This is a genomic window from Delftia sp. 60 (assembly GCF_002754395.1).
In the GTDB taxonomy this organism is placed as follows: domain Bacteria; phylum Pseudomonadota; class Gammaproteobacteria; order Burkholderiales; family Burkholderiaceae_C; genus Comamonas; species Comamonas acidovorans.
In genome coordinates this window covers 207979-224419 of record NZ_PEFD01000001.1, presented here as the reverse complement: position 1 = coordinate 224419, position 16441 = coordinate 207979, and the positions used below count along the sequence as shown (strand labels likewise).

Below are 16441 nucleotides of genomic sequence, written 5' to 3'. Positions count from 1 at the left end.
GCAGGTCAGTACATTGGCCGGATATCGCGCCCTATGCCACCCGTCCCAAGGCATTGATCCATATCTTCCAGGCTGGAGTTCACAGCATGTCTTTCACAGCCATCTTGCGCCATGCATTGGCCACGCCTCTCCTCTTGATTTTTTGTATGGCCCCTATTTCATCCTGGGCCCGTTGTTCCTCCCAGGGCTGGAATGCCCAGTTTCCGGGTTCAGCCAACACCCCCACCATCGTCAATGAAAATTATCCGATTGGCAGCGTTGTCTATTCCAGGACAATGAATTTACAAAATACCGGAGCCGGCAGCTACCACATTTCTTGCGACAATGATTTTTATTACATAGAAGGCATTGGAACGGAAAGCGGTGGAATATATTCCACCGCCATTCCCAACCTGGGCATGAGAATCACGTGGGAAAGAGCCGCGCCTTATTCAGGGTCCATGCTGAAACAGGGCATATTCCATTCACTGCCAAGCAACAACATGACCCTCGAGCTCGTGAAAACCGGAGAACTCACATCTGGCGGTTCCCTGAATGGCAGCTTCGCACGAATCTACTCAGGGACCAGCAATGCCCGTGACTTGCTGGCCACGATATTCTTTTCAAGTGGCATCACCGTCAACGTCAGCAGCCGCCCCAGGCCGCCGACCTGCCGGGTGTCCACGGGCAAGATCGACGTGACCATGGCCCCCGCCCCGTTCGCCGATTTCAAGGGAATCGGGTCCGTCACGGCAGCCAAGGACTTCAGCATCGAGTTGACCTGCGCGGGAGGCGAAGCCAATACACGCCTGACCGCCTTCATCACGCTGACGGATGCCACCCAGGCAACCAACCGATCGAGCACGCTGACGCTGGCCCAAAATTCCAAGGCCCGGGGTGTCGGCATACAGGTACTGAGAAACAACGTGCCCGTGAGCTTCGGCCCCGACTCCGGCAGCCTGGGCAATGCCAACCAATGGAATGCGGGCCAGGCCGCACAGGGGCAGAACAGCCTGAAGATTCCGCTGAGCGCGCGCCTGGTGCAGACAGCCGGCAGCGTGACACCTGGCATGGCCTATGGCAGGGCGACCTTCACGATGAGCTACCAATAGCCGCTGAGGGGCCCGCAGGAAATGAACAGCGCCAGCCTTGCGCGCGATTGCAGACTTCGTGGAGCCAATATGGAGGGGCGGCGGCATCCAGGGCATCGCACCATAATGTGCGCCTGGCCCTGCCAGCTTTCCCATGAACTCCACAGCACAGCCAACGGCAACCACCCCCCTCGTGCTCGTCGTCGAAGACGAGCCCGCCATCGCCAGCATCCTGACGGCCTATCTCGAGCGGGACGGGCTGCGTTCGCGCATGGCCTCGGACGGCCAGGAGGCGCTGCAGCTGTTCCGCCTGCTGCGGCCCGACCTGGTGCTGCTGGACATCCACCTTCCCGGCATGGACGGCATCGACGTGCTGCGCGCCATCCGCGATGACAGCCAGACGCCTGTGATCATGGTCACCGCCCTGGCCGATGATGTGGACAAGCTGCTGGCCCTGCGCCTGGGCGCCGACGACTACGTGGTCAAGCCCTTCAATCCGCCCGAGGTCGTGGCCCGCGTGCGCGCCGTGCTGCGCCGCACCCAGGCACGCAAGAACCCGGCGCCCGCGCCCATCCGCGTGGGTCCCATCGAGATCGACTCCGAGGCGCACAGCGCCGTGGTCTACGACAACGAGGGCCGCGCCCTGCCGCTGCCCCTGACGCTGACCGAATTCCGCCTGCTGGCCTGCCTGGCGGCCCAGCCCCGGCGCTGCTTCTCGCGCTCCCACCTGATCGAGCACTGCCTGCCCGAGAGCGATGCGCTGGAGCGCGTCATCGACTCCCATCTGTCCAAGCTGCGCCGCAAGCTGCAGCTGGCCGGCCAGGAAGGCCTGATCGAGACCGTGCGCGGCATTGGCTACCGGCTATGGCCCTGGGACTGAGGCCCAACCGCATCTGGGTGCGCTTCGGCCTGTGGATCACGGCCACCGTGCTCAGCACCATTGCCCTGCTGGCCATCGGCGTGCTGGTGTTCTCGGAGATCCAGTACCGCGACTTCTACAGCAGCCTGCCGCCGGCCGTGCAGATCGAGCTGGACGAACTCAACGCCCAGTCGCTGGAAGACAGCCCGCGCGCCATGCAGATCTACGGCCAGTACTGGACGGGCGATCTGCTGTTCGGCGAGAAATGGTCCCTGGTCATCGGCCTGCTGGTGTGCCTGCCCTTCGGGCTGGCGGTGGGCTTCTGGGTCTCGCGCCTGGTGACGCGGCCCCTGGCGTCCATGGTCGAGGTGGCCAAGCGCGTGGAGCTGGGCGACTTCAGCGCGCGCGCCCTGCCCGGCAAGGCCCATGGCGAGATGGCCGAGATGGTGGTGGCCTTCAACCGCATGATCGATTCGCTGGAGACGCTGGAGGCCGAGCGCCGCGCCACGGCGGCCTCGATCTCGCACGAGCTGCGCACGCCGCTGACCGTGCTGCAGGCGCGCCTGCATGCCATCTGCGACGGCGTCATCGCCGCAGACGACACCGAGCTGAACACGCTGCTGTTCCAGGTCGAGCACCTGGGCCGGCTGGTCGGCGACCTGCACACGCTGTCCATGGCCGATGCCGGCCAGCTGTCGCTGCAAAAGCAGCGCCTGGACCTGGCCGAACTCGTGGCCGAGACGCTGGACCACCTGCACCCCCAGCTCCTGCAGCATGGCATGCAGCTGGAGATGCACCTGCCCGCGCCCAGTGACATCGGCATGGCCGACATCCGTGCCGACGCCGACCGCATGCGCCAGATCCTCTCCAACCTCGTCAGCAACGCCATCCGCCATGCGGCCAGCGGCGCATGGCTGGGCGTGGCGCTGACGGTGGAATCCGATATCGAGGGCCGTGCCTGGGCCGTGCTGCGCATCAGCGATGCCGGTCCCGGCCTGCCCAGCGAGCTGCGCGCCCACCCCTTCCAGCGCTTTGCCCAGGTGCCCGGCAAGCGCCGTCGCGAGGGCTCGGGCCTGGGCCTGTCCATCGTCAAGGCACTGACCGTCTCCCAGGGCGGCAGCGTGGAGGCCGACGACTCCGAGCAGGGCGGTGCCCGCTTCACGCTGCGCTTTCCGCGCGTCTGATCCTGCGCCGCTGGAGGCCGCCGGGGCCGCTGCTGGGTCCGCTACGCGGACGGAGCCTGCGCCTCGCGCAGCAGCGCATGGATGGCCCAGCCCAGCGGCGCGCGCAGCTGCTGAAGCGTCTGCTGCGGCCCCAGCGCCAGCAGCGACTGCGACACCCAGCCATAGGTCAGCGTGTGCAGCAGCCGTGCCAGGGGTTGGGCCGGCGCGGGCAGCGGCGGATCGCAGTCCTGCAATGCCGTGCCCCACAGCTGTACATAGGCCTGGTAGTGACGGCGGAAGGGCTCGGGCGCGGACACCTTGCGCTCCAGCATGAACAGCGCGGCCCACATCGGCGCCTCGCGCGCAATGCCGTCGACCAGGGTGTCCAGCAGGCGGTCCACGCGCGTGGCCAGCGGCATGCCGGCACTGTCCTGCAGCGTTTGCAGCCCCTGGGCGTGCAGGGCCTGCACCTGGCGGTGGATGCACATGGCCGCCAGCGTGTCCATGTTTCCGAAGTATTCATAGAAGGTGCCCAGGCCCACGCCGGCCACGGCGGCCACCTCGCGCACCGTGGTGCGCTCGTAGCCCTGCTCGATCACAAGCCGAACAAAGGCGTCCTGCAGCGCCTGCGACGTGGCCTGCGCGCGCGATTGCAGGGGGCGGCGCCGCACTTTGGGCGGCTGCGGCTGCTGCCGTGAAACCCGAACACCTTTGCTGGGCATTTTTCCTAGACTTTTGCGTTGAGACCAACGATCACGGAGACACGCATGAGCACCGGCCAGACATTGCAGACAGGGCACACCTGGAACACGCACGACGTCCTGAACCAGGTCGACGAACTCACCGACTTCAACCTGCTGGAGGCCGACCCTGCCCTGGCCGAGGCCCTTCAGCGCAACGGCGCCGCGCGCCACATTCCTTCGCTGTCGCGCTATGCGCAGCAGCTGGGCGAGCGCGCCACCTGGGAACTGGCCGAGCAGGCCAACCGCCACACGCCCGAGCTGCACCGCTTCGACGCGCGCGGCCGCATCATCGACGCCGTGGAGTTCCACCCGAGCTGGCACACGCTGCTGGGACTATACCGGCAGCAGGGGCTGATCTCCCTGCCCTTCGAGGACAGCAGCGCGGGCCGCTGGAGCGCCTGGGCCGCAGGTTTTTACCTGCACGGCCAGGTCGAACAGGGCACGCTGTGCCCGGCCACCATGACCACGGCCGCCATCCCGCTGCTGCAAAAGGAACCGGCGCTGTGGCAGCAGCTGCAGGGCAAGCTGTTCAGCCACGAATACGATCCGCGCGACCTGCCCGTGGCCGACAAGGCATCGATGTGGCTGGGCATGGGCATGACCGAGAAGCAGGGCGGCTCCGACGTGCGCGCCAACACGACGGTGGCCATGCCGGTGCACGCCGGCGGGCGTGGCGGCGAGTACCTGCTGCGCGGCCACAAGTGGTTCTTCTCGGCACCCATGTGCGATGCCCACCTGGTGGTGGCGCGCATGGGGGAAGGCGGTGGGCAGGCCTGCTTCTACGTACCGCGCTGGCGCCCGGACGGCAGCAGGAATGCCGTGCGCGTGCAGCGCCTGAAGGACAAGGTGGGCAACCGCAGCAACTCCAGCAGCGAAGTGGAGTTCGAGGACGCCTGGGGCATCCTGATGGGCGAGGAAGGCCGGGGCATTCCCACCATCATCGAGATGGCTACCTACACCCGCCTGAACTGCGTGCTGGGCAGCGCCGCCATCCTGCGCTCGGCCACGGTGCAGGCCCTGGCCTATGCACGCCGGCGCAGCGTCTTCGGCAAGCTGCTGGCCGAGCAGCCGCTGATGCGCACCGTGCTGGCCGACCTGGCGCTGGAAAGCGAGGCCGCGCTGCAGATCGCCATGCGCCTGGCCCAGGCCTATGAGCGTGGAGGCGACGAGGGCGATCCGCTGGAGCGCGCCTGGAAACGCATCATGACGCCAGCGGCCAAGTTCTGGGTCTGCAAGCGCGGCGTGGAGCTGACGGGCGAGGCCATGGAGGTGCTGGGCGGCAACGGCTATGTGGACACGGGCGTGATGGCGCGCCTGTTCCGCGAGGCGCCCGTGAACTCGATCTGGGAAGGCTCGGGCAACGTCATGTGCCTGGACGTGCTGCGTGCCATCTCGCGCGAGCCCGACGGCGCGCAGCTGCTGCTGCAGGACCTGATCGACACGGCAGCGGGCGAGCCCGCGTTGCTGCAGCAGGCGCAATCGCTGGCCCGGCGCCTGTCCGGCCCGCCTGACCAGATCGAGGCCCAGGCACGCCGCCTGGTGCAGGACCTGGTGCTGCTGGCCCAGGCCTGCCTGCTGCGCCGCCATGCGCCGCCCGCCATGGCCGATGGCTTCATCGCCACGCGCCTGGGGGCGCAGCAGGGCGCCATGGTGGCGGGCGCCTTCGACCCCGCAGGCCTGGACATCGCCGCCATCCTGCAGCGCGCGCTGCCCGCCTGAAGCGGCCGCCGGCCCACCACACAACAAAGCACAAGGAGACAAGACATGAACCTGCTCGACGCCTTCGACAGCGCCGTGCGCAAGACGCCCGCCAAGGCCTTTCTGCGCGACCGCGGCGCCTCCATCAGCTATGCCGACATGCAGCGGCGCTCGCAGCGCGCGGCCGCCGTGCTCCAGGCCCAGGGCGTGGGCCGGGGCGATACCGTGGCCCTGATGTGCCTGAACACGCCGGGCTTTGTCGAAGCCCTGTTCGGCGCCTGGCGCCTGGGCGCCGCGCTGGTGCCCGTCAACCACAAGCTGCAGGCGCCCGAGCTGCAGTACATCCTCGACCACGCGCAGTGCAAGGCCCTGGTGTTTGACGCCGCACTCGCGCCCGTGGTCGCCGCCGCGCAGCACCCCTGCGCCCGCCTTGTGACCGAGGCGCAAGAGGCAGTCACGGGTGTCCAGGACTGGGACACGCTGGTGGCAGCCGCCAGGCCCATGGAAGGCACGCGGCCCGCCGATGGCGACATCGCCCAGGTGCTCTACACCTCGGGCACCACGGGCCGGCCCAAGGGCTGCCTGCTGAGCCACCGCGCCGTCACGCTGGCGGCGATCACGGCCGCGCTGGGCCTGTCCATCACGCGCGAGGAACGCACGCTGATGGCCATGCCCATCTGGCACTCCTCACCGCTCAACAACTGGTTTGGCGGCACGCTGTACATGGGGGGCACCGTGGTGCTGCTGCGCGAATACCACCCGCAGCATTTCCTGCAGGCCGTGCAGGACGAGGGCGTGACGCTGTACTTCGGCGCCCCCGTCTCCTACTTTGCGCCGCTGCAGATGCTGCCCGACTTTGCCCGCTACGACCTGAGCAGCGTGCGCGCCTGGGTCTACGGCGGCGGCCCCATCGGTGCCGAGATGGCACACAAGCTGGCCACGGCCTACCGCAGCGACCGCTTCTACCAGGTCTACGGCATGACCGAGACCGGCCCCACGGGCACCACGCTCTACCCCGAGGAGCAGGTGGAGCGGGCCGGCTCCATCGGCCGCGTGGCCCTGCCCGGCGTGGACATGCGCGTGGTGCGCGACAACGGCGAGGATGCCGGCCCCGGCGACACCGGCGAGATCTGGCTGCGCACCGGCAGCGTGATGGACGGCTATCTGCACGACGCCCAGGCCACGGCTGCCGCCTTCGCACCGGGCGGCTGGTACCGCACGGGCGATCTTGCGCGCCTGGACGACGCGGGCTACCTCTTCATCGTGGACCGGACCAAGGACATGGTCATCACGGGTGGCGAGAACGTGTATTCCAAGGAGGTGGAGGACGCGCTGTCGGCCCATCCCCAGATCGCCGATGTCGCCGTCGTGGGCCGGCCCCACGCCGAATGGGGCGAGACCGTCGTCGCCCACGTGGTGCCGCGCGGCGAGGCCGCGCCGCAGGCCGAGGCACTGCAGCAGTTCCTGGCCGACAGGCTGGCGCGCTACAAGATCCCGCGTGAATTCGTCTTTGCGGCCAGCCTGCCGCGCACGCCCACTGGCAAGCTGCAGAAGTTTCTGCTGCGTCAGGAGCGCAGCGCCACCTGAGGCGCCGGCCTCCTGCGTGGCCTACTTCGCGGCCTTGAAATCCGACTCGCTCATGCCGCGCCGCCAATAGGCCACGACCAGCTGCTCGTGCTTTTCCAGCCCGCGCTCCTCGCGCGCCCACTGGCGCACGGCCTGGGCGGTGTCGAACTCGCCAGCGGCCCAGACGAAGCGGCTGGGTGGATGACCGGCCAACGCATCCGGCCAGCGCACGGCGCGCAGCGCGTCGATCAGCAGCGTGGTGGTGCCGGCCTCGGCAGCGCCCCGGTGCAGCCAGTGCCATTGCAGACCTTCGGGCGCCTGCACGGGCTGCTCGTCCTGCGGACCCTGGACTTCGGCAAACACATGGCCGCGCGTGTGCGCCGGCAGGGCGGCCGCAATGCGCAGCATGGCCGGCAGGCCGGTGTCGTCGCCGGCCAGCAGCATCCAGTCGGCCGGGGTGGCCGTGCGCCCGCCGGGGCCGGTCATGCCGATGCGCTGGCCCGGCTGGGCGCGCGCGGCCCAGGCGGACCCGGGGCCGGCGTCCTCGTGCAGCACGAAATCCACGTCGATCCATCCGTTGGCGCCGTCTTGGGCCACACCCATCGCACGCATGGTGTACGTGCGCATGTCGAGGCGCATGTCGCCCTCGGGCAGGCGCAGCAGGCCGCTGGCCGACAGCGTGGGCCATTCGGGCTCGGTCACGCCCGGCTGCGGAAACAGCAGCTTGACGTGGATGTTGGTGTCCTGCGCATAGCGCGCCATGTCGTCACAGGCAAAGCGCACGCGGCGCATGTGCGGCGTGAGATCGCGCACGGCCAGCACCCGCAGCTCGCGGAAGGCCGGCGGGCGCTGCAGCGCGGCGCCGTCACCCTCCCAGGCCAGGGAGCCGTCGGCGGCGCCCGTGGCCTCCAGCAGCAGGTGGGCCAGCATGAGCTTCATGTCCTGCAGCAGCTCCACGCCGGGTGCCGCCACCTCGGCATGGACCTGCCGGCCCTCCAGCCACAGCTGGCCCCGGCCACCTTCGTAGTCGGCCACCCAGCGCGCGCCTTCGCGGCGCACGGTGATGTCGTGCTCCTGCATGTGCCCGACGATGGCGGCGATGGCCTCCTCGGCCCTGTCCATGCGCACCGAAGTGCGTGCCTGCAGCTGTGTCATTGACGGATGTCCTTTCGTTCGGTGATTGCAGCATCGCGCGGCGCCCGCGGGGTTTGCGCCAGCCCCGCCGACGTTTGCGCAGCGCGCCCATAAGCCCATAAGCCCATCAGGCCCTCAGAGCCTGGCGCGCACCAGCTTGGGAGAGATGCCGAAGCGGCGCTTGAAGGCCGTGGAGAAATTGGCGGCGCTGGAATAGCCGGCCGCATGCGCGACCTCGGAGACGCTGCAGCCCGTCTGCTCCAGCGCGGCCCAGGCGCGTTCCAGCCGCTGCTCGCGCCGGTACCCGTCGATGCTCGATCCGTAGGCCAGGCGGAACTGGCGCTGCAGGGCGCTGGCGCTCAGGCCGACCTCGCGCGCGATCTCGGCCAGCGGGCGGCAGCCGTCGCCGCCGCTGTCCAGCAAGGCCTTGAGGCGCGCCATGCGCCGGTGTTCGCGCACGCCCAGCACGCCCGGCACGGTCTGCGCCGGATCGGGCTCGGGCGCGTCCAGCGCCTGCACGGCCTCGTGCACCAGCTCCAGCGCGCGGCTGGCCAGCAGCAGGGGGGCAGAGCCTTCGCGCGCCAGCTGGATGATCTGCTCGGCCACCGCCACGGCGCGCGGCGATGGCTGCCAGGGCTGTATGGCCAGCAACTGCTGCTCCATCCAGTGCCGCAGCAGCGGTGGCGCGACCATGGGCAGGGCCTGGGCGGCAAACCATTGCGGCTGAACGGTGATGCTGAGCTTGCGCTCGAACTTGCCGCGCCGCCAATGCCGCATGAACATGTCGCCGGGCCGCGAATGGATGACGGCGCCGCAGGCCTGCACATGGGCACCGGCCGGGCTGGCGGGCGCCACCTGCATCTGCAGGCCCTGGCTGCCGAAGGCCACGTCCACGCAGCCCTCCAGCAGCACGACCAGGTGCAGCCCCGGCACGGCCGGCGAACGCGTGCTCATGGTGCGCAGGTCGCGCGCCTCCACGCCATGCAGCCACAGGCCGGGCTGGACCTGCCAGGACTGCAGGTGCCCGGCCAGCAGCGCGTCCTCGGCCGTGACCTCGGCGTCGAGGATGCGGTAGTCGGGACCGCTGAAGTCGCAGGCACGCAGCGTGCCCCGCCCCAGCCAGCGCGGAGGGCGTGCAGGTGTTTGGACAGAGGAAAGAGCCATGGCCAGCCGGAGCGGTGTGCGCCCCAAAGACAAGAATGATTCTCATTTTATGGATCGCGCCGGTGCGGCGCTTTCTGCGGGGAATCCATGGCGTGCCCTGCCGCGCGCCCGGGCCGCCGTGCGCCACAATGCGTGATGCTCAGCCTCCAAGACATCCAGAACGCCGCCGACCGCCTGCGCGGCGCCGTGCTCGAAACGCCCTGCGTGGAATCGCGCACGCTGTCCCAGATCACGGGAGCGCAGGTCTACCTCAAGTTCGAGAACCTGCAGTTCACGGCCTCGTTCAAGGAACGCGGCGCCCTCAACAAGCTGGCCCAGCTCTCGCCCGAGGAGCGCGCACGCGGCGTGGTCGCCATGAGCGCCGGCAACCATGCCCAGGGCGTGGCCTACCACGCGCAGCGCCTGGGCGTGCGTGCCGTCATCGTCATGCCGCGCTTCACGCCGGGGGTGAAGGTGGAGCGCACGCGCGGCTTCGGCGCCGAGATCGTGCTGCACGGCGACTCCCTGGCCGAGGCGCGCCAGCACGCCTACACGCTGGCCGAGCAGCAGGGCCTGTGCTTCGTCCACCCCTATGACGACGAGCAGATCGCGGCGGGCCAGGGCACGCTGGCGCTGGAGATGCTGGCCGAGCAGCCCGACCTGGACCAGCTCATCGTGGCCATCGGCGGCGGCGGCCTGATCGCGGGCGTGGCCACGGCGGCCAAGGGGCTGAACCCGGACATCGAGATCATCGGCGTGCAGACCCAGCGCTTTCCGTCCATGTTCAATGCCGTGCGCCAGGCCGGGCTGCCGATGGGCACCTCGACCATCGCCGAGGGCATTGCCGTCACCCAGCCCGGCGCGATCACGCAGGAAGTCGTATCGCGCCTGGTGGACGACATGCTGCTGGTCGACGAAGGCGACATCGAGCAGGCCGTGCTCATGCTGCTGGAGATCGAGAAGACCCTGGTCGAGGGTGCGGGCGCCGCGGGCCTGGCCGCGCTGCTGCGCCATCCGCAGCACTTCGCGGGCAAGAAGGTGGGGCTGATCCTGTCGGGCGGCAACATCGACCCGCTGCTGCTGGCGGCCATCATCGGGCGCGGCATGGTGCGCTCCGGGCGGCTGGCGCGCATCAAGGTCAGCGCGCGCGACGTGCCCGGCGTGCTGGCGCGCATCACGGCCACGGTGGCGGCGGCGGGCGCCAATATCGAGGAAGTCCACCACCAGCGCGCCTTCACCATGCTGGCCGCGCAGAGCGTGGAAATCGAGCTGGTGCTGCAGACCCGCAACAAGGCCCACATCGAAGAGGTCATCGCTGCCCTGCAGGCCGAAGGCATGCAGGTCAACGCCGTCTAGAGCCCTAGCAGGCCCCTGGCCCCTTGTGTCATGGCTTTCCCCGAAGGCGCGGGCGGGCAGGCCTGCCTAGAATGGGGCATCCCCATTGGCAGCCAGGAGCTTTTGCATGTCGCATGATCCCGCAGCGAACCACGGCGAGCAGTCGCCCCCCGAAGACGCCACCGAGGCCATCGTCCCCTATATGCCCGTCATCCTGCCCCTGGCAGGTGCCGTGATGATGTTTCTGCTGGCCTTCATCGCCGTCAACATGGCCTGATACGGCCCCTTCGCCCCCTGCTCCGAGCCCCGCTTTGCGGGGCTTTTTGTTTGCCTATTGCATAGGCAAACAGACAGAGCATCTTGCATATTTCAATGCACAGAATGCATAGTTTTTGCCATTCGTTTGCTGACAAATTCGTGACCGCTCCCTAGAATCGAATCCCCAGCCGGTGCGCCGCCAGCTTCCGCCAGCGCCGCCTCGCCGCCCCGAGAAGAGCTTCCTTCGCGCGCCGACTGAACAAGAGCCCGTTTCTCAAAGTTGGTGCGGCAACAGGCGCGTCCCCTTTGAAAAACTGGTTTTTTCAATTGAAGGAAGCTCCGCGATGAACGCACCCGTCATGCAAGGCCTGAACATCCAGGCCCCTGCCTACGTCAAGAACAGCCGACTGATCGCCTGGGTGGCCGAGATGGCCGCACTGTGCAAGCCCGCCCGGATCCACTGGTGCGACGGCTCCCAGGAAGAGTACGAGCAGCTGTGCCAGCAGCTCGTCGATGCCGGCACCTTCAAGAAGCTCGATCCCGTCAAGCGCCCCGGCAGCTACCTGGCCTGGTCCGACCCGTCCGACGTGGCGCGCGTCGAGGACCGCACCTACATCTGCTCGGCCAACAAGGAAGACGCAGGCCCGACCAACAACTGGATGGCCCCGAACGAGATGCGCGCCACGCTGCAGCCGCTGTTCGACGGCTGCATGGCCGGCCGCACCATGTATGTGGTGCCTTTCTCCATGGGCCCCCTGGGCTCGCCCATCGCCCACGTGGGCGTGGAGCTGTCCGACAGCGCCTATGTGGCCGTCAACATGAAGATCATGACCCGCATGGGCCGTGCCGTGTATGACGTGATCGGCGTCGAAGGCGAGTTCGTTCCCTGCGTGCACACCGTGGGCGCGCCCCTGGCCGAAGGCGAGAAGGACCAGACCAGCTGGCCCTGCAACAAGACCAAGTACATCGTCCACTACCCCGAGACGCGCGAAATCTGGAGCTATGGCTCGGGCTACGGCGGCAACGCCCTGCTGGGCAAGAAGTGCTTTGCGCTGCGCATCGCCTCCACCATGGGCCGCGACCAGGGCTGGCTGGCCGAGCACATGCTCATCCTGGGCGTGACCAACCCCCAGGGCAAGAAGTACCACGTGGCTGCGGCCTTCCCCAGCGCCTGCGGCAAGACCAACTTCTCCATGCTGGTGCCGCCCAAGGTCTTCGAAGGCTGGAAGGTCACCACCATCGGCGACGACATCGCCTGGATCAAGCCCCAGGCCGACGGCTCGCTGCGCGCCATCAACCCCGAAGCCGGCTACTTCGGCGTGGCTCCGGGCACGAACTACCACACCAACCCCAACTGCATGGCCAGCCTCGACAAGAACGTGATCTTCACGAACGTCGCGCTGACCGATGACAACGACGTGTGGTGGGAAGGCATGGACAAGGACACCGGCAAGCAGCCCGATCACCTGATCGACTGGCAAGGCAAGGACTGGACGCCCCAGATCGCCCGCGAAACCGGCGCCAAGGCCGCCCACCCCAACGCCCGCTTCACCGTGGCCGCGACCAACAACCCCGCGCTGGACGAAGCCTGGGACGATCCCAAGGGCGTGAAGATCGACGCCATCATTTTCGGCGGCCGCCGCTCCACCACCGTGCCGCTGGTGACCGAGGCCCGCAACTGGACCGAAGGCGTCTACATGGCCGCCACCATGGGTTCGGAAACCACGGCCGCCGCCTTCGGCGCCCAGGGCGTGGTGCGCCGCGACCCCTTCGCCATGCTGCCGTTTGCCGGCTACAACATGAGCGACTACTTCCAGCACTGGCTCACGCTGGGCGCCAAGATCGAAGGCCAGGGCGCCGTCCTGCCCAAGATCTTCACCACCAACTGGTTCCGCAAGAACGCCGATGGCAAGTTCGTCTGGCCCGGCTACGGCGAGAACATGCGTGTCCTGAAGTGGATGATCGACCGCCTCGAAGGCCAGGCCCAGGGCGAGCAGACCGCCTTCGGCATTGCGCCCCAGTACGCCGAGATCAACTGGACCGGCCTGGACTTCTCCGCCGACCAGTTCGCCAGCGTGACCAGCATCGACAAGGCCGCCTGGGCCGAGGAAATGCAGCTGCACACCGAGCACTTCGACAAGCTGGCCCACAAGCTGCCCCAGGAGCTGCTGGTGACCAAGGCCGAACTGGAAAAGCGCCTGGGGACATAAAGCTCCCCCTGAGCGGCTACGCCGCTTCCCCCTCTCGCTTCGCGGGGGGACGGCACCCTCGGTGCGGGGCGGCCCTTCCTCGGTGCCCCTTGCTTTGAGCAGCGCCAGTTTCATGGACTGTGGAAGATGCACAGAACAATGAATCCCTGAGTAGCTCTCGACCCATGGAAAAAGCCTCGCAGTGCGAGGCTTTTTTGTGGCGTTTCAACGACGCCCCCCAGACAACAAAAAAGCCGCGCCTTGTGGGCAGCGGCTTTTTTGGAGGAGCACCGAAAGGCGCCCCAGGCAGAGATCAGTTGCCTTGACGATCCATGGCGCGGGCCAGATCGGCCATCAGACGGGCGTCCTGCAGGGCGGCATTCCAGATGCGCTCGTCGGCAGCGGCCTGCTGGCGGCTCTCGGTCCAGGCGCGGTAGCCGGCGCGGGCCATCATGGCAGCGCGGCGGGCGGGAGCGGAGAACAGGGCCAGGCCCATGAAGGCGGCAACCCACAGCACCACCCAGGCGCCCAGCATGTGGCCGTCGGTCCAGTTGTGGGCGACCTCGTTGACCACCACCATCAGCGCGGCCACCAGGGCAGCGAGCAGCAGGGCGCTGGCGCCACGCTTGCCGGAGAAACGCTTGGCAGCGCTCTTGCGGTCATCGGCGGCTTGATAGACATGCACCACACCAGGGTGCTCGACACAGTAGGAGTTGTAAATGAAGTTGCTCATGGCAGATAAACCCAGTTAAATAGCCGCTTTTGACGGCGTGGCGGGCGACTAGGTGTAACTATAGGGTTTACCCTAGAGCTCTTCAAATTTATATCTTGAATCTGTAGCATTCACGCCAGTGATGACTCAGCGCCCGCCGCCATGTCTGCCCTGAACTTCCGCACACTGGATCTGAACCTGCTGCGCGTCTTTGACGAGGTGATGGCAGAGCGCAGCCTGACGCGGGCGGCCCACAAGCTGGCCATCACCCAGCCGGCCGTGAGCAACGCCCTGCGCCGCCTGCGCGAGGCGCTGGGCGACGAGCTCCTGGTGCGCCAGGGCCAGGGCGTGGAGCCCACGCCGCGCGCGCTGGCGCTGTGGCCCGTGATCCGCGAGGCGCTGCAGCAGCTGCAGGACACGCTGACGCCAGGCGAATTCCATCCTTCCACCGCCACCGCCACCTTTGTGCTGGCCATGGCCGACGCCACGGCGGCCACGCTGATCCCGCCCATGTTCAGCCTGCTGGAGCGCGAGGCGCCCGGCGTGGGCATCCGCGTGCTGCCGCTGACCACGCGCGACCCGCGCGGCCTGCTGGAGGCCGGCGAGGCCGACATGGCCGTGGGCTACTTCCCCGCCGCGCTGGCCGACCTGACGGCGCGCGCGCAGTCGGGCGCCCTGGTGGCCTTCGACAGCCGGCGCCTGTACGAAGGCGAGTACCTGTGCGTGATGCGCCAGGGCCATCCGCTGGCCGATGTGCCGCTGACGCTGGACAACTACTGCGCGGCGCGCCACATGCTGGTGAGCTTCTCGGGCCGCTCCTTCGGTTTCATCGACGAGGCCCTGGCTTCGCTGGGCCGCACGCGCCAGGTGGTGCTCACCGTCAACCAGTTCTTCACGGCCGGGCGCGTGGTCATGAACTCCAACCTGCTGACCATCCTGCCGCGCCACTTCGTGCCCGTGACCGGCATGGCCGACAAGCTGGTGCTGCGCGAGCTGCCCTTCGACGTGCAGCCCGTGCATGTGGACGCGCTGTGGCGCCGGCGCGGCCAGCACCCGCAGGCCTATGAATGGCTGCTGCGCACGCTCACGCGCTCGGCCGAGGCCACCTTCCCGCACACCTGAGAGCGTGTTGCGGGGGCGCGCGCCAGCGCAGGTTCTACACTTGGCCGCATGAAGATCCAGCTGCTGTCCGACCTGCACCTCGAGGCCCATCCGCATTTCATCGCCGAGCCCGCACCCGATGCCGACGTGCTGGTGCTTGCCGGCGACATAGGCTCCTACCAAAGCGGCAGCCTGCTGCAAGGCGAGCACTTCGGGCTGGAGCGTTTCTCTCCCCTGCCCCAGTACGCGGGCTGGCCCTGTCCCGTGATCTTCGTGCCGGGGAACCATGAGTACGACATGCAGGACTTCGACGCCGCCCATGCCCGCCTGCGCGCCGCCTGCGAGCGCATGGGCATGGTCTGGCTGGAGCGCGAGACCGCCGTGCTGGGCGGCGTGCGCTTCGTGGGCACCACGCTGTGGAGCGACTACGACGCCATGTCCATGCACGAAGGCGTGAGCGACCTGACCCGGCTGCTCAAGCTGCGCGAGAAGGCCTTCCGCGCCGCCAACTTCTACCTGCACAAGACCGGCGGCACGCGCGGCGGCGAGCCCTTTCTGGCCGAGCCCATGCGCGAGCAGTCGCTGGTCTGCCAGCAATGGCTGCGCCAGGCGCTGGCCCGGCCTTTCGACGGCCCCACGGTGGCCGTCACGCATTTCGCGCCCAGCCTGCGCAGCGCCGATCCGCGCTATGGCCTGGTGCCCGGCACGGCCGGCTTTTGCAATGTGCTCGACGATCTGCTGCCCTTTGCCGATCTGTGGCTGCACGGCCACCTGCATTCGCCCAGCGACTATGTGGCCGAGGGCCTGCGCGACGATGGCAGCGCCTGGCGCTGCCGCGTGGTGGCCAACCCGCTGGGCTATGCACGCAAGGGCGAGCAGGAGGGCTTTTTCCCGCGCTCTACCATCGAGTTGCCGGTGCACATGACCGCAGGGGCGGCAGAGGTGGCAGATGCGCCGGTCCGCGCTTGACCTGGATCAAGCACTCCATCCCGGCTTGGGCTTAGTCTTGGGCCATACCAAAGGAGGACTTTCATGAACATCCTGCTCGCAGTCGATGGCAGCCCCTACACCCAGAAGATGCTGGCCTACCTGACCTCGCACCCCGAGATCCTGGGCTCCGCCCACAGCTACAGCGCCATCACCGTCCAGCCCCAGCTGCCGGCCCGCGCGCGCGCCGCCCTGGGCAAGGAGGTGGTGGACGAGTACTACGCCGAGGAATCGACCAAGGTGCTGGACCCCGTGTGCAGCTACCTGGCCGAACACGGCGTGCAGGCCACGCGCCTGAGCAAGGTGGGCCCGGTCGCCGACTCCATCATCAAGGCCGCCGAGGAAGGCAAGTTCGACCTGCTGGTCATGGGCACGCATGGCCATGGCGCGCTGGGCCGCCTGGTCATGGGCTCGGTCAGCACCCAGGTGCTGGCCGGCAGCCAGGTGCCGGTGCTGCTGATCCGCTGATCCGCTGCACCGTGG

Annotated in this window: 15 protein-coding genes; 11 read left to right on the top strand and 4 right to left on the bottom strand. The window is 68.1% G+C overall.

What is annotated here, in order from left to right:
* Nucleotides 1-86: 86 nt before the first annotated feature.
* The 3 genes from CLV01_RS01000 to CLV01_RS00990 all read left to right on the top strand — a co-directional run bounded on the left by CLV01_RS01000 (nucleotide 87) and on the right by CLV01_RS00990 (nucleotide 3113).
* Nucleotides 87-1091: a fimbrial protein gene (locus CLV01_RS01000; RefSeq protein ID WP_099732565.1), complete on the top strand. Its 1005-nt coding sequence runs from the start codon at nucleotides 87-89 to the stop codon at nucleotides 1089-1091.
* A 133-nt stretch (nucleotides 1092-1224) separates the two neighbouring features.
* Nucleotides 1225-1950, top strand: coding sequence for a response regulator (locus CLV01_RS00995; RefSeq protein WP_013800025.1), 726 nt, complete (start codon nucleotides 1225-1227; stop codon nucleotides 1948-1950).
* Entirely contained in the window at nucleotides 1935-3113 is a 1179-nt protein-coding gene (locus CLV01_RS00990; protein WP_012202061.1) for a sensor histidine kinase, read from the top strand. The genes CLV01_RS00995 and CLV01_RS00990 overlap by 16 nt, the downstream gene beginning before the upstream one ends.
* Nucleotides 3114-3154: 41 nt before the next feature.
* Here CLV01_RS00990 and CLV01_RS00985 read toward each other — a convergent pair whose 3' ends face one another.
* On the bottom strand, nucleotides 3155-3814 hold the full coding sequence (locus CLV01_RS00985; protein WP_043780208.1) for a TetR/AcrR family transcriptional regulator: 660 nt from the start codon (nucleotides 3812-3814) through the stop codon (nucleotides 3155-3157).
* A 45-nt stretch (nucleotides 3815-3859) separates the two neighbouring features.
* Here CLV01_RS00985 and CLV01_RS00980 point away from each other — a divergent pair, with 45 nt between their 5' ends.
* On the top strand, nucleotides 3860-5554 hold the full coding sequence (locus CLV01_RS00980) for an acyl-CoA dehydrogenase family protein (RefSeq protein ID WP_099732566.1): 1695 nt from the start codon (nucleotides 3860-3862) through the stop codon (nucleotides 5552-5554).
* Between the two features lie 45 nt (nucleotides 5555-5599).
* On the top strand, nucleotides 5600-7120 hold the full coding sequence (locus CLV01_RS00975) for a class I adenylate-forming enzyme family protein (RefSeq protein ID WP_099732567.1): 1521 nt from the start codon (nucleotides 5600-5602) through the stop codon (nucleotides 7118-7120).
* 21 nt (nucleotides 7121-7141) lie between these two features.
* Here CLV01_RS00975 and CLV01_RS00970 read toward each other — a convergent pair whose 3' ends face one another.
* Entirely contained in the window at nucleotides 7142-8254 is a 1113-nt protein-coding gene (locus CLV01_RS00970) for a siderophore-interacting protein (protein WP_099732568.1), read from the bottom strand.
* Between the two features lie 114 nt (nucleotides 8255-8368).
* Nucleotides 8369-9397, bottom strand: coding sequence for a helix-turn-helix transcriptional regulator (locus CLV01_RS00965; protein WP_097205508.1), 1029 nt, complete (start codon nucleotides 9395-9397; stop codon nucleotides 8369-8371).
* 135 nt (nucleotides 9398-9532) lie between these two features.
* On the opposite strand from CLV01_RS00965, the gene CLV01_RS00960 reads away from it, so the two are divergent.
* The 3 genes from CLV01_RS00960 to CLV01_RS00955 all read left to right on the top strand — a co-directional run bounded on the left by CLV01_RS00960 (nucleotide 9533) and on the right by CLV01_RS00955 (nucleotide 13179).
* On the top strand, nucleotides 9533-10732 hold the full coding sequence (locus CLV01_RS00960; RefSeq protein ID WP_034397582.1) for a threonine ammonia-lyase: 1200 nt from the start codon (nucleotides 9533-9535) through the stop codon (nucleotides 10730-10732).
* Between the two features lie 106 nt (nucleotides 10733-10838).
* The gene (locus CLV01_RS29025) at nucleotides 10839-10988 is read left to right on the top strand and encodes a hypothetical protein (RefSeq protein ID WP_013800017.1); all 150 of its coding nucleotides are present in this window, start codon (nucleotides 10839-10841) and stop codon (nucleotides 10986-10988) included.
* Nucleotides 10989-11313: 325 nt separating this feature from the next.
* Nucleotides 11314-13179 carry a phosphoenolpyruvate carboxykinase (GTP) gene (locus CLV01_RS00955; RefSeq protein ID WP_063327825.1) on the top strand — a complete coding sequence of 622 codons (1866 nt, stop codon included), beginning with the start codon at nucleotides 11314-11316 and terminating at the stop codon, nucleotides 13177-13179.
* A 292-nt stretch (nucleotides 13180-13471) separates the two neighbouring features.
* Here the strand turns inward: CLV01_RS00955 and CLV01_RS00950 are convergent, their stop codons facing one another.
* Entirely contained in the window at nucleotides 13472-13891 is a 420-nt protein-coding gene (locus CLV01_RS00950; protein WP_047472899.1) for a hypothetical protein, read from the bottom strand.
* 141 nt (nucleotides 13892-14032) lie between these two features.
* Here CLV01_RS00950 and CLV01_RS00945 point away from each other — a divergent pair, with 141 nt between their 5' ends.
* The 3 genes from CLV01_RS00945 to CLV01_RS00935 all read left to right on the top strand — a co-directional run bounded on the left by CLV01_RS00945 (nucleotide 14033) and on the right by CLV01_RS00935 (nucleotide 16426).
* Nucleotides 14033-14992 carry a LysR family transcriptional regulator gene (locus CLV01_RS00945; RefSeq protein ID WP_013800015.1) on the top strand — a complete coding sequence of 320 codons (960 nt, stop codon included), beginning with the start codon at nucleotides 14033-14035 and terminating at the stop codon, nucleotides 14990-14992.
* Nucleotides 14993-15040: 48 nt separating this feature from the next.
* A complete protein-coding gene (locus tag CLV01_RS00940) occupies nucleotides 15041-15940 on the top strand; it encodes a metallophosphoesterase (protein ID WP_099732569.1) in 900 nt (299 codons plus the stop codon).
* 63 nt (nucleotides 15941-16003) lie between these two features.
* Nucleotides 16004-16426, top strand: coding sequence for a universal stress protein (locus tag CLV01_RS00935; protein WP_012202049.1), 423 nt, complete (start codon nucleotides 16004-16006; stop codon nucleotides 16424-16426).
* The last annotated feature ends 15 nt before the right edge of the window (nucleotides 16427-16441 follow it).